Source organism: Chryseobacterium sp. 14P4.3.2, assembly GCF_057799275.1.
In genome coordinates this window covers 55,257-69,092 of sequence record NZ_JBYOKO010000010.1, presented here as the reverse complement: position 1 = coordinate 69,092, position 13,836 = coordinate 55,257, and the positions used below count along the sequence as shown (strand labels likewise).

10 protein-coding genes are annotated in these 13,836 nt (G+C 34.8%); all 10 read right to left on the bottom strand.

The window, feature by feature from the left end; translation table 11 throughout:
* Positions 1-4: 4 nt before the first annotated feature.
* The 10 genes from AC27VX_RS15270 to AC27VX_RS15225 all read right to left on the bottom strand — a co-directional run bounded on the left by AC27VX_RS15270 (position 5) and on the right by AC27VX_RS15225 (position 13,782).
* On the bottom strand, positions 5-3,010 hold the full coding sequence (locus AC27VX_RS15270) for a SusC/RagA family TonB-linked outer membrane protein (protein WP_488696479.1): 3,006 nt from the start codon (positions 3,008-3,010) through the stop codon (positions 5-7).
* 410 nt (positions 3,011-3,420) lie between these two features.
* Entirely contained in the window at positions 3,421-4,746 is a 1,326-nt protein-coding gene (locus AC27VX_RS15265) for a hydroxymethylglutaryl-CoA synthase family protein (protein ID WP_488696477.1), read from the bottom strand.
* Between the two features lie 181 nt (positions 4,747-4,927).
* Positions 4,928-7,438, bottom strand: a complete 2,511-nt coding sequence (locus tag AC27VX_RS15260) for a M1 family metallopeptidase (protein ID WP_488696475.1) — start codon at positions 7,436-7,438, stop codon at positions 4,928-4,930.
* A gap of 25 nt (positions 7,439-7,463) precedes the next feature.
* Positions 7,464-7,682: a hypothetical protein gene (locus AC27VX_RS15255; RefSeq protein ID WP_236855582.1), complete on the bottom strand. Its 219-nt coding sequence runs from the start codon at positions 7,680-7,682 to the stop codon at positions 7,464-7,466.
* Between the two features lie 170 nt (positions 7,683-7,852).
* The gene (locus AC27VX_RS15250) at positions 7,853-9,292 is read right to left on the bottom strand and encodes a hypothetical protein (protein ID WP_488696473.1); all 1,440 of its coding nucleotides are present in this window, start codon (positions 9,290-9,292) and stop codon (positions 7,853-7,855) included.
* Positions 9,293-9,336: 44 nt separating this feature from the next.
* The gene (locus AC27VX_RS15245; protein WP_236855584.1) at positions 9,337-10,131 is read right to left on the bottom strand and encodes a thymidylate synthase; all 795 of its coding nucleotides are present in this window, start codon (positions 10,129-10,131) and stop codon (positions 9,337-9,339) included.
* Between the two features lie 251 nt (positions 10,132-10,382).
* A complete protein-coding gene (locus AC27VX_RS15240) occupies positions 10,383-11,033 on the bottom strand; it encodes a hypothetical protein (protein ID WP_236855585.1) in 651 nt (216 codons plus the stop codon).
* An 18-nt stretch (positions 11,034-11,051) separates the two neighbouring features.
* Positions 11,052-11,492 (bottom strand): hypothetical protein, encoded by a 441-nt coding sequence (locus AC27VX_RS15235; protein ID WP_488696471.1) that lies wholly within the window; start codon positions 11,490-11,492, stop codon positions 11,052-11,054.
* A 133-nt stretch (positions 11,493-11,625) separates the two neighbouring features.
* Positions 11,626-12,975 carry an alpha-amylase family glycosyl hydrolase gene (locus tag AC27VX_RS15230; RefSeq protein ID WP_488696469.1) on the bottom strand — a complete coding sequence of 450 codons (1,350 nt, stop codon included), beginning with the start codon at positions 12,973-12,975 and terminating at the stop codon, positions 11,626-11,628.
* 210 nt (positions 12,976-13,185) lie between these two features.
* Positions 13,186-13,782 carry an IS1096 element passenger TnpR family protein gene (locus tag AC27VX_RS15225; RefSeq protein ID WP_236855588.1) on the bottom strand — a complete coding sequence of 199 codons (597 nt, stop codon included), beginning with the start codon at positions 13,780-13,782 and terminating at the stop codon, positions 13,186-13,188.
* Positions 13,783-13,836: the final 54 nt, after the last annotated feature.

Here is a 13,836-nt window from a genome sequence, read left to right as displayed (position 1 = left end):
TTTTCTAAAATTTAACTGTTAAACCAAAAGATATTGTTCTCTGTGCTCCATATCTGTTCTGAGTCTGCCCATTTGTACTTAGTGAATTCCCTAATGTGATTAAACGAGGGTCCATTCCTTTTCTTTTTGACCACAGAGCTAAATTAGAGCCAAATACCCCAAATGTTACACCTGAAAGTCCATCTGGCAACCAATCATTTTTTAGATCGTAAGTAATTGATGCATCTTCAAGACTTATGTAGTCGGATTTAATCAGGAATAAATCCGAAGCAGCCATATTATTATCTCTTAATCTATCAATTGCGGGAAGAGAAGCTGATGTATTAGTAGATGTCCAAGTATTATAAATATCTTTATGATAATTTTTAACATCTCCTGTTCCAGACTGCATTAAACCTGCATAAATTCCATCATACATATATCCGCCAAATTGGTATCCAAAATTCGCTGAAACATTGATCCCTTTATATCCGATCTTTGTTCCAAAGCCACCATAGAATTTAGGATTTGCATTTTTATCTAACCTGTATAAGGTAGCATCAGAATAAACCTCTGTTGTAGTCTGTGATATGATATTTCCGTTAATATCTTTCACGTCTTTATACCAAACTGCATTACCATTTGTACCATTTACTCCCGCAAATTTTCTAATATTGAAAGTATATGCAGAAATTCCTTCTTCAAATCTAAATGTTCCAGAAGTAAATGGATTAGGTAAAGATGTAACTGTATTTTTATAGTAGGTAGTATTTCCATACAACGTCCAATTAAAGTCTTGCCCTTTAAATATATCACCAGATATATTAATTTCAAAACCTTCATTCTTCATATCAGCAATATTTCTTGTGATAAAAGAAGTTCCTGTAGAAGGAGGAAGTGGAAAGTTAAATAATAAATCACTTACCTTTCTTTGGAAATATTCTACATCGATAGTAATTCTGTTGAGTAATTCTAATTCAAAACCTGTATTTAAGTTTTTAGAAGTTTCCCATTTTAAGTCCTTATTTCCTTCATAAACCTGGACGATAGAAACATTTCCAGAAGCATCAGGGATATTCTCGTATTGAGACTCATATGCCCTGAAGTTTCTTCTAAAACCAAAATAACTTCTATGATTTATATTGGTAGTAGAAGGATAGAACAGTGCATCATTTCCTTGCTCACCATAACTTCCCTTAAGTTTCAAACTTGTAATGACTTTATTTCCTTTCAAGAAATTTTCATTTGATAGCATCCATGCGGCTCCTAAACCAAAGAAGTTACCCCATCTATTTTCAGGACTGAAAACAGAAGATCCATCCCTTCTAAAACTCGCATTTATGAAATACTTATTTGCATAACCATAGTTTAGTCTAGACAATAACCCTTCTACATTATAATTATCATTATAACCATTAAGATCACTATAACGTGATCCGTTACTCACATTAGTTAAACCCGGAATTACTAGATTTGACCTTGTACCAGATAACATTTTAGCTGTATAATCATTACTTTCATGGCCAACCATCACATCAATCGTATGTCTTCCAAATGCTTTCTTCCAAGATAGTAATTGCTGATTGTTAAAAGTTTGTTCATTTGAGGTAGCTGTCCTTACCGAACCATTTTGAGAAAGATAGTCTCCCCCTAAGTTATTTCCGTAGAAGCTATAATTTCCACTGACTATATCAGCACCGAAATTATAAGTAAAATTAAACCCATCATAAAAATCCCATGATAAACTTGCTCTACCATTGATATTATCTTCAATATTTCTAACTTGATCTAATAGAGCCTTAGCATATGCATTTAACCCACCTCCATAATTTCTAGCTAACCCCATTCCATTTGGGTTCGTTAAACTACCAAAGTCAAACATCCTATCTCCTGTAGAAGTATACTTAAAACTACCGTCAGTATTTCTTGCCCAAATAGGAAAAATAGGAGCAATATTTCTTGACCACCTTACTAAATTAGAATATTGGCTACTTCCAGATAAAGAGTTAGGAGCGCCCTGATCCGTTCTGGAATAATTTAAACTTGTATTTAATTTTAATTTATTTGTTATTTGGTAATCAACTTTTGAACGCCCGGAAAACCTTTTAAATCCAGAATTTAATAAATATCCTTCATCATTTAAATACCCTAATGAGAAATAAGTATTTAATTTTTCAGATCCAGACTGGATACCTATATTATACTCTTGTCTAACATTTGGCTTAAACAACTCTTTTTGCCAATCATCATAGTATAAAAGTTTTGAGGTAGGATTTATCTTACCTGTTGAAGGATCAATAAGATTAATATTAGGTACATTGTAGTTATTATAAGAAAGTCCATCACCTCCGGTAATCAGATCATTAATTGCGTTATTAGTCGCTGTAGCATAGTTTTGACCAGCAAAAATATTACTTTGTCTTAATCTTTCGAAATAAACCTCATAGTATTCACCTGGGCTCTTAATTATATCATACTCCTTTACTGCTCTGGTATTAACTCCGAATTTTGTATCAAAAGTAATATTCATTTTACCTTTTGTTCCTTTCTTAGTTGTAATAATAACAACTCCATTTGCGCCCCTACTTCCATATAGTGCATTAGCAGATGCATCTTTAAGGAATGTAATACTCTCGATATCGTTATTATTCAAAGAGTTAATATTACCACCAAAAGGCATTCCATCCACAACATATAAAGGATTATTAGAAGAGGATAGCGATCCTAACCCTCTAAATCTAACCTGTGGAGGATCTCCCGGTTGACCTGAATTTGTAGTGATCTGAACCCCTCCAACTTTGCCTGATAATGAAGACATAACATTACTCGACTGGGCATTAGCAAGTTCTTTTGCATCAATTTTACCAATAGATCCAGCTATGGACTGTTTTTTTTGCGATCCAAAAGCAACGACAACTACCTCATCAATTTCTTTTACAGAAGACGTATCTTTTTTTGCCTTTTGTGCCATGAGGCTCTGTCCGAGAAAAAACAGTACTCCGGCACTTAATACACCTAGTTTTACATTCATATTAACAAATTTTAAGATATTTTAAAGGCAAATATGTTAATTAGAAAACACAGATTCAAGTAATAAATCACTAATAAAAAGGGAGTAAAGAGAAAAAAATATCGAATTAATCACTATTAAAACAAAACAAATAGTCAGAAAGTTTCAAAACAAAAAAATATTAAAACACAACTGATCATTAACAAAATTTTAATAAGTCATAAATATTTTACCACCCTATGCTAATTGTAAGAAATTCATTAAAAAATTACATCAATAATTGGCTTTGAGTAAATAATATAAAAAACAAAAAATATAAATCCGATAAAAAACACGATAAAAAAATATAAAATACCCAATAAAATCACAAAAAAAACAAAGCACCCCAACAATTGAGATGCTTTTTACTATTTTTAGAATAAATAATATCACTATTGATGCCTGTAATACCTGGCTCCAATCCTAACAGGGTTATCAGCTTCTACAGAATGAAGACCAAAACCCCTGTACTTTTCATTAACGGATCGCTCAAGCTGTTTTCTATGAAGTTTTTCATAAGTTTCAAAGTCAACAGGGATTCTATTATTTAAACTTTCAAATAAATTCCATTTTTCAACCACTTTTTTCCAGTTTTCAGAGACCTTTCCTGCAAAAACTTTTGATTTTGAACCACTTCCATATCCCACGAACCCTATTTCTTTCCCATGAAGTTCCTCATTTTCGTTAAAAGAGGTCTGTAAAGCAGAAAGAAGGGCCATAAAAATAGATGCTGTATACATATTCCCTATTTCAGAAGAGGCTCTCTGTGTCTTTTCTATTTTATCATTAATTAATTTCAGATAATTTTCAGACTTTGCAACTGCTTTCTGCTCATCCGCAGTTTCATAAGAAAGGCCATTCTCAAGGCTGTAGATCTCAGTAAAAACTCTTTTTCCATGAAAGGCATATGGAAGATGAAAGATAATGTATTTCCAGCTTTCATAAGGTTTCTCCTTTCCTGAGATTTCCTTATAATGATGATAGGCTTCCCGGATTCTGTCCTGATAACATTGGTTGGAATATTGTCCGTCAAAAACAGGCTCGTCTGTAAAGATTTCTATTTTTTCAGGATAAGTCTCAGGAGCTCCTTTCAATTCGTCTTTTTTGTGCGTTCTTCTGGGTTTGAAAAAATCAAAAACACTTTCCGAAGCCACTCCCCAGTTATTTTCTATTTCAAGAAGATCAGGTTTTGAAGAGATCAGAATAGCAACAGCTCCTCCTCCCTGTGTATATTCACCTGAAGAAGCTAATTCATATTTTGCATAATCACTGGCAATCACTACTGCCTTTTTATCCGGATTCACCCTTACAAAATCCAGCGCATTATGCAATGCATCTACCCCTCCTACACAGGCAAAAGTCATATCCAGAATATCACAGTTTTTAAAACTTCTTTCTCCAAATTCTCCTTCCAGCACTTTTTCTACCATCTGTACGGCATAAGAAGCTGTAGGTTTTGCTGCGTCCACAGCACTTTCTGTTCCCAGATATACTCTTGCTATTTCTTTTGGACTGACAGTATAGTCTTTTATAAGTTTCAGCAATGCTTCTGCTGCGAATGTAGCTGCATCTTCATGAACGTCCGAAAGTCCCATTTTATGTAGTCCCAATCCTTTCTCCAGCTTCGCCGGCTCTATTCCTCTTTTTTCAGCTAAATCCTTAATCTCCAAATACAAAGAAGGCACATAATAGCTTGCCGCCTCAATTCCAAAACTCATAATTTTCTAAATTTTAAACGAATTTATGAAAGATAATGTAAAAAGCAGTGTTAAAAAATGCTGATTTTTGTAATATTATTAAAAATAAGTGTACCTCAGAGATATAAATAAAGCCGGCAAAATCTGCCGGCTTTAATTTTCACTTATCTTCAATCATTTCTGATTGCCAAAAATTTCGATTCTATTTATAGTTTTCAATGGCTTTATTCAATACATCAATCTGCTTGTTGATACTTGCTGCATTCTGAGGATTCTGTCTCAGCAGTTCCATTTTTTTACTTAAACCGTCTTTTAGTATTTGAGCCATCATCATTTTAGCCTGTGGATTGTCTGCCATCTGATTTTTTGCATAACCCGCTATTTTCGTAATACTTTCTGTCGCCTTCAAATTGTCTGAGCTCATAATCCAGTTGAAACCTTCTTCTGCTGCTTTTCCCAATTCCGGATTCTGAAATTTGATAAACGGATAAAAAGCTGCTAGTGGAGTAATATTCGTCATCTGGGAGGTTACTTTATTCTTCACAATAATCGGAAGCATTTGTCCGCGCAGTTCATCTGAAGCTCCATCTAAATCTATCTTATCAGCCAGTGTACTTGCTTTTGACGGGTCAATCGTAAGAAGAGCACTCAAAGAATTGGCTTTAACAGCGTTAGAAACGGCATTCACTCCTTTTTCAAAAATCGGAAAATATTTCTTGTCTTTTGTTTTTGCCAAAGAAGCAATTGCCGCAGCCTGAGTTAAGGTTTTCGGGTCATTAACCGCTATTCTCTCAACCTCTGCCCCCAAAGCCTTCATCTGTTCAGGATTGGTAAGGTCTATTAATTCTAAAGCTTTTATTCTTACTCTGAAAAACGGATCTTTCAATGCAGCAGCTAACAGTTTTACTACAGCAGGGCTTTTCCCGGTCTGATCTTTTATTCCTGTTAAGGCCTGATATCTGCTTTTGAATTCCTTAGAATTGGTAAACTGCATCAGATTCTGCTCAGGAGTTTTAGTATCGGTAATTTCGGCTAATAAAACTCCGTCTGCATTAATATTCAATAAATCCGGAGTTTTTGAAACATCAAAATTGAATGTATTCTTTGCTTCAGCATTTACCCAAACATGGTATCTCTTTGGTTTTCCGTTATCATAAACATCAATGGCCAGAGGAAATTCAAATGGCTGGTCCTGCGTTTGGGTAACGGTTACTGCAACCTGTTTTTTCACCGGTTCAAACGTAGATGTATAGTTTATTTTCGGGTTTCCGCTTCCAAAATACCATTGATTAAAGAACCAGTTCAGGTCTTTTCCTGAAACTTTTTCAAAGGATAATCTCAGCTGATGTGCTTCTGCATTCTGATATTCACTTGTTCTCAGATAATCATTCATTCCGGCAAAGAATGCATCATCACCAAGATAATTTCTGAGCATATTCAAAATTCCGCCTCCTTTCTGATAAGTAACCAGATCAAAAACATCTTCACGGGATGCATAGTTGAATCTTACTAAGTTTTTCTTAAAATCACCCGGATTATGAAGATACATATTCACATCACTCATCAGATGATAATCTGCCTGATCTTTTCCATATTTATATTCATTCCAAAGATATTCGGAATAGTTGGCAAAAGATTCATTTACCGTAAGATTGCTCCAGCTTTCTGCGGTCACAAGGTCTCCAAACCAATGGTGGAAGAGTTCATGAGCAATGGTATCTTCCCATTTATTTTCATCAATAAGCTGTCCAGGTTTTTGAAGAATATCACTTCCATGAAGTGTTGCCGTGGTGTTTTCCATTGCTCCACTCACATAATTCCTGCCGGAAATCTGTGCATATTTTGCCCACGGATAATCATAATTCATTTTTTTAGAGAAAAAATCGATCATTTCCGGAGTATTCCCATAGATCTGTTTTGCATAAGGCTCATATTCTTTCTCTATATAATAATCAACAGGAATATTTTTCCATTTGTCTTTTACAATAGCATATTCACCCACTCCCATAAAGAAAAGATAAGTAGAATGCCTTTTATCCATCACCCAATGATCAGTTCTAAGATTATTGGATTCTTTCTGTGAGTCTTTTAAAACACCGTTTGAAAGGGTAACATACTTATCGGGAACGGTCATATAAATTTCCTGAGTTGACTTTTGATTGGGTTTATCAATAGTAGGAAACCATGCTGAGGAAGATTCCGTTTCCCCCTGTGTCCAGATCTGAGTCGGAAGATCCGGGTCTGTTCCCTGTGCATTAATAAAATAAAGTCCTTTTGCATCATTGATGGCCATACTTCCTTCCTGCTTCACTTCATTAGGACGGGAAGTATACTTGATGTAAACAGTGTAATCCTGATTTTTCTGGTAAGTTTTATCAAGAGTAATTTTCAGAACATCGTCTTTGTATTCATACTTTAAAGGAGATTTTTTCCCATTGTTATCAAGCGCTACCTCATGGATCAGCATTCCCTTTGCATCTAGTGTAAGCTCATTCACAGGATAGAAATAAGGTGAAGCGGTCAGCCATTCTTCCCCATTCATCTGCTCTTTCTGATAATCGAAATTTACTTTCAGCTTGGTATGTTTAAGTTCCGTTACTTTGGTATGAGTAGCTCTGTACACTTTTTCTCTGCCTGAAGTCTCGGTTTGAGCTGATACGTTTGCGGAAAAAAGGATTCCCAGTATAGCAATTGATAAAATGGCCTTTTTCATCTGTTTACTTTATTATTTTTTAGAATTATTTCTTAATTATTATCTCAAAAATGTCATTGACTAAAGTCTCATAGTCACCCGTTTTAAGCTGCTCCTTAGTTTTGGCAAAAGCTTTCTTGAGTTCGCTTTCCGGATTTTCATCATCAATAATTTCTGCAGAAGCAACTCCTTTTAGCTGAAGGATGGCATTTTTTAAGACTTCGATATCTGCACGGTCTTCAATATTTATTTTTAAATATTTCATAATATATTCTTTGATAAGTATTTGATTTTTTCATCCCCTATTATCACACTTCCTTTTCAGGAAACAAAAATCAAGGCTGTTCTCCTTTCAAATTTAAAACTTATTTCAGAAACAATTGCTAAAGGAAAGCCTGTTTGGGACTTTTATGTCAGAATAATTTGAATAACCGGTTATTTGATACGGATCATTCTGCCGTTTTTATAAAGAAATTTAAACTCACAGTCTGCTTTGCGAACCATATTATAAACATGAATTCTCTGAGGGTTAATACCATTCATTTTACAAAGCATAGGCCCTTCCCAGTCGTCATAGAAAAGAGGTTCTCTGAGGGTAAGTTTAGGATTATTCTTAAGCTCGTTAAATACATCATATTCAAGGCAGATCTCTCCGTTCTCAATATGATTATCTTTGAGAGCTGTTTTCAATGTTCCAAATAGCTTGTTATTAAACCTGCTTGCGTAAATCCATGAGTTTTTTACACTGATATTAGTGATTATAAAAACAAAAGCAAGACCAGCAAGAAAAATGCTGATCGTTTTATTGTGCATTTTTAATTTAACAGACAAGAAAATAACTCCTGAAATAATAAACAGGGTATAGAAAAGCCTTATTGCTCCAAGGTTTCGGTTATTAAATCCAAAGAGTGTCGGGATATAAGATGAGAAAAGAAAAATGCTTAGTCCAAACAGTATGGAAACCAAAGAAAGAATACTCAGTTTTTTATAATCCTGTAATTTATTTTTAAAATCATAATCACTGAACAATTTAAAGACAATCCAAGGAATGATTGCTGACAATATTACATCTAAAACATTCATTTGTCTTATGTTCAGAAGCCCTCTGTAAATACCGGCAAAAAGGTCTTTAAAAAACAGCTTCAAAGAAAAAACAACCACCTGCATTACTCTTTTCAGTTCAAATATTCTACTTACTTCATCTCTTTGATAAGAATTGACAAATACATTAGGCTGAATAATTTTTCTGAAAATTACGATTATACCTAATGTAAGAGCTGCAAATAAAATCCTTTTTTTATTGCCTTTGATCAGAAAGAGATGAAGAAGAATTAAAGGTAAAAAAATCTCATAGCTCAGTACTGATGCTATAAAAAATAATGAACTTACTACAACATTTTTTCGTACATATATATAGTAGATGCTTAATACAAAAAGGATGGTTGCCAGATTTGAATTGAGCATAATACTTGAAAACTGGATACTGGTACCTATTAAAGAGCAGGAATACAGCAAAGTAATAAGAAGGGCAAGTTCTTTTGACAGCATTTTCTGAGCCACCCAGTATATCACCATTAATGAAAGTGGAAAAAATAGAAGCCCGATAAAATATACAGATTCATTATTATGTGACAAAAAGGATAATGTTCCCATTACCAATCCTGATACCGGCCTCGCAGCCATTGTGGTAGAATCCAGAAAAGAGAAGATATAACTGAAATAAGAACCCGAAATAAATTCTGATTGATAGATACTGGCTAAATCATCTGTGAGAATTGCCTTCTTTTGAAAAACAGAAAGAAAGATATACAGATTGTAAACAATGATTAAGATATTCAAAAATATCAGGTAATTATTGTTCCGTTTTTCTTTCATCTTGTTTTTTAAAATTGGTGTAGTGGGTTCAGAATAACAGAAGCTTAAATCGCTACAGGCGCTTTAATTCCCGGATGCGGATCGTAATTTTCCAGAGTAAAATCTTCAAAATCAAAATCAAAAATATCTTTAACCTCAGGATTCAGTTTCATAGCAGGAAGTGGCCTCGGATCTCTTGACAGCTGTCTGTTTACCTGCTCAAAGTGATTATTATAAATATGAACATCCCCAAAGCTGTGAACATAATCTCCTACTTCCAGATCACAAACCTGAGCCACCATCATTAGCAGCAATGCATAGCTTGCGATATTGAACGGTACACCAAGGAAAACGTCTGCACTTCTCTGATAAAGCTGAAGTGAAAGTTTCCCATCTGCTACATAAAACTGGAATAGTGCGTGGCAAGGCGCCAATGCCATATTTGGAATTTCTGCTACATTCCATGCAGATACAATCAGCCTTCTGGAATCCGGATTTTTTTTGATCTGATCGATGACTTCTGTGATCTGGTCCACCACTTTACCGTCAGCTCCATTCCAGCTTCTCCACTGTGCCCCGTAAACAGGTCCCAGATCGCCATTTTCATTAGCCCATTCGTCCCAGATACTTACCCCGTTATCATTAAGGTATTTTACATTCGTATCTCCTTTCAGAAACCAAAGCAGCTCATAGATAATTGATTTCAAATGCACCTTTTTAGTAGTTACTAAAGGAAAACCTTTTGACAGGTCATATCGCAGCTGATACCCGAATACACTTCTTGTTCCGGTACCTGTTCTATCGGTCTTATCAGTTCCGTTGTCTAGGATATGTTGTAAAAGGTCCAGGTAATTTTGCATTTTGAAATAAATTTAATGCCCCAAATTTAGCAAAAAAGTAATAAAAAAAACCTTCATTTCCATGAATGCTTTTGATTGTTTTATTAAACGTTTGTATATCTGCCATCTAGAGAGTATGACTCACAAAGAATACTATTTTGCTTAAAACAGGTTTCAGCTATATGTTTTTCTGACGGAAAAAGTAAGTCTAATCTGCTTTTTTTTATTGGTTTTGTATCTATTCTGTTTCTACTAAGAGAATCTTATGAAAGTTACTGTACAAAAACACTTATTTTCTCACTGTTTCCATTGATTGATTTCAACTGACCATATTTATTTTTATCAATAAATTTATCATTCCAATAATCAAGGCTTATCGGACCGAATTTAATAATTTTCTTGAATTTACTATCATCAATAATATCTTTGGTTCCATAATTAATGGAAATATCCCCTATAGATTTAAGTTTTCCGATTCTGCTGTTATCCATCATATCATTCGTCCAGTAATCAACCGCCAGGTTTCCGATCTTCTTTACTTTCCCAAATTTTTCTGTATTAAAAATGGAATCGTCCCAATAATCTATCTTACTATTTCCAATACTTTTAAGTTTGCCGTATTTGGCTCCCTCACGGTTAAAATCATCCCAATAATCTACTTTGATGCCGCCTATACTTTTAAGCTTTCCATATTTATACTCATCAAAATACTGATCGTCATAATATTCAACAGAACCGTTCAAATCCGGGGAATGGAAATCACTGATCAATCCCTGGGAATCAAGTGTAATTATAAAACCATCCACCTTAAGGCTTACCGATACCAAATCGTATGATCTCCCTGAAATGTTGGCTCGGGTTTGCGCATTCATGAATAAACTTCCTATTAAAAAGACAATGAGAAGTAAATTTTTCAATTTCATAATTAAGCTAAGTTTTATTTACCAGATGTTTTCAATATTCTGAACAATATTGTTTACGGTAAATGTCTCTGCTATTTTCTTGCCAAACATTGCTTTCACCAAGGGAGATTCTGCTGAAACAGTCATTATTTTCTGATTGTCAAGAATAAATTCTCCCATAGAAGCGGAAACATAAAACATTCCCTTATTGGTTTTAACCAATGCTCCATTTTGAACTTTTTCAGAAGGTTCAGCGGTAATTTTCTGCAAAACAGCCTGTTGGTTTAATGTTTCATTAAGCTGTCTCTGTAAGTTATTGATTTGCTGCTGCAACATTTCCCGTCCTGTTTCATATTTATCACCCATTGAGCTTTTTGTATCATTATTGGAAGCTCTGGTTTCAGCAATCAGATTTTCAAAATATTGAATCTTATCGGTAATTTTTGTGTTGATCTGGTCTAATATTTCCTGTTTGTTCATTGTTATGAGTAGAATTATTTTTATTGTTAGCGGCGGGAAGAAATCCCCTCTAAAGAAGAAGGGAATTCAGGACTGTTTAAAACTAATGGTTAAGATTTTAAAATTTCGGGCAATGTTTCAATGGTATCCACTTTTACTTTTCAAATACAGCATAATCTGAAACCTTGAAAGTAAAATCTTTTCCATTATTGAAATCTCTTTTAGTTTTATCAAAAACATTTCTGAATGCCCCCTCTAAATGCTCATCCTGAACTGAAAAATTCACAGGTTCTTTGGACATATTTAAGACAACCAGCACTTCATTTTTTCCATTTTTTCTTATATACGCCAAAATTTTGTCATTGGCTGTTGTATTCAGAAAATAGGTTGTAACATTGGGATCTCCGCCTCTTAAAGCGGGATTGGAGGCTTTTAACTCTAATAATATTTTATAAAAGTCTGCTACCTGATAGGTATTGGTCCATTTAATAACATCTTTCTCGAAAAACTCCAGCCTTTTCATATTAGGAAGTTCCTGACCGGAATACAGTAACGGCACACCATTCCATGTTGCAGAAAATACGGCCATAGGTTTTGTGATTACTCCATATTTTTCATACTCTGTTCCGTTCCATGAGTTTTCATCATGATTTGATGTAAACCAGGCTCTCATAGAAGCATCACCTATATTGGAATATTGTATCAATAAATCCTTCAGCTCCTGAAGGGGTTCATTTTTCTTGTAATAATCGGCAGATTTATGCATCCATTTCCAGGAATAGCTGGCGTCAAAAACTTTTCCATACTCGGGGCTTTCCAGTTCATCAAATTCTCCCAGCCAGAAAAGAGGCTTTACTTTTTCCACTTCAGGGCGTGCCTGCTGCCAGAAATCAACCTCCACCCATGAAGCAAGGTCGCATCTGAAACCGTCAATATCAGTATCCTGCACCCAGAATTTCATTGCATCAATCATGGCCTGGCGCATTTCCTGATTTTTATAATCCAGCTCAATAATATCATCCATTCCTGATGCAATATGAAATTTCCCATCCGGATCTTTCAAATAAAACTCAGGATGTGTTTTGGTCCATACATGATCCCATCCGGTATGATTGGCCACCCAGTCGATAATGACTTTAAAACCCAACCTGTGAGCTTCATTTACCATATCTTTAAAATCCTGCAGTGTTCCGAATTCCGGATTAATAGAGGTATAGTCTGCCGCAGCATAAGGACTTCCTAAACTTCCTTTTTTATTTTGCTGGGCAATTGGGGTGACAGGCATCAACCAAAGGGTCTTTATCCCCATAGATTTCAGGCGGGGCATTTCTTTTGCAAATGCTTTGAAAGTTCCTTCCTGAGTATATTGTCTGATATTTACTTCATAGATATTGGTAGTATGTTTCCATTCTTTTGGCAGTTCTGTCATCTTCCTTGTATTTTTTTGAGTGGTACAGGAAACAATTCCCAGACCAATTATGCTTAATAAAATTAATTTATTCATGAGTCCGTTTTTAACAAAAGTAAGGATTGTTTTGTGGATGAAAAGACTGAAAGGCAAATTTATAAAGGCCCAGATCAGCAAATTTTCTTACAGAAGCATGAATATAAAGTATTGTTTTCACAAGTTCACCCTTGTAGGTTTCCCTGCGTAGCCGTTTTATCTTCATAAAAAAGCCCCAGACCAAAAATCCGGGGCTCTTATATCTATATCTTATCTTTCCTCATCATTGTCATCCTCATCATCAAAGACATCGTCGTTGTAGTCTTCTTCTTCCTCATCATCATAGCTGTCATCTTCATCAGAAAAGTTTCCTCCTGATCCAAAATCATCATCAAATCCGAACTCTTCTTCTGCCAAAGGCATTGCTGATTTCTTTTTGCTCCCTCCTGCACTTCCATTCTTGCTAGGTGCCTTCAGAGGAACATTTCCAAATCTGTATACCGTAATTGGATAGTTTACTCCTTTTGTTTCTTCTATTACTTCTACAAGCTCACAGAAAAACTCCCACAGATCAAGAAGTCCATACTGGAATTGTGCTTTGTCTCCTGCATTCGCAAAAGCCTCGTCAATGTACACGTCTGACATAATCTCACCATCACCATCATCACTCATATCTTCCAATGGGACATTCTTTACTATTGTTCCGTCATCTTCTAACAGATTAAAAGTAGAAAGTTCATCGCCCTGAAGACTGAATGCACTTTTAATTCCTAAATGTAAGTTCCATAATGTTTGTTTTCCCTTAACTTCAATATCACGGAAAATATCCTCTTTCGCATCTAATATTACGCGGATTTTGTAAACCATATCAGTTTCTTAAATTACTTTTTGCCTTTATAATTATGATAAATCTCTGTTGCA

Bases quoted from the DNA above. Each gene is read 5' to 3' on its own strand.
- AC27VX_RS15250 (WP_488696473.1), bottom strand. From the start codon at position 9,292: ATGAAAGAAAAACGGAACAATAATTACCTGATATTTTTGAATATCTTA.
- AC27VX_RS15270 (WP_488696479.1), bottom strand. From the start codon at position 3,010: ATGAATGTAAAACTAGGTGTATTAAGTGCCGGAGTACTGTTTTTTCTC.
- AC27VX_RS15265 (WP_488696477.1), bottom strand. From the start codon at position 4,746: ATGAGTTTTGGAATTGAGGCGGCAAGCTATTATGTGCCTTCTTTGTAT.
- AC27VX_RS15260 (WP_488696475.1), bottom strand. From the start codon at position 7,438: ATGAAAAAGGCCATTTTATCAATTGCTATACTGGGAATCCTTTTTTCC.
- AC27VX_RS15245 (WP_236855584.1), bottom strand. From the start codon at position 10,131: ATGCAAAATTACCTGGACCTTTTACAACATATCCTAGACAACGGAACT.
- AC27VX_RS15225 (WP_236855588.1), bottom strand. From the start codon at position 13,782: ATGGTTTACAAAATCCGCGTAATATTAGATGCGAAAGAGGATATTTTC.
- AC27VX_RS15255 (WP_236855582.1), bottom strand. From the start codon at position 7,682: ATGAAATATTTAAAAATAAATATTGAAGACCGTGCAGATATCGAAGTC.
- AC27VX_RS15240 (WP_236855585.1), bottom strand. From the start codon at position 11,033: ATGAAATTGAAAAATTTACTTCTCATTGTCTTTTTAATAGGAAGTTTA.
- AC27VX_RS15230 (WP_488696469.1), bottom strand. From the start codon at position 12,975: ATGAATAAATTAATTTTATTAAGCATAATTGGTCTGGGAATTGTTTCC.
- AC27VX_RS15235 (WP_488696471.1), bottom strand. From the start codon at position 11,492: ATGAACAAACAGGAAATATTAGACCAGATCAACACAAAAATTACCGAT.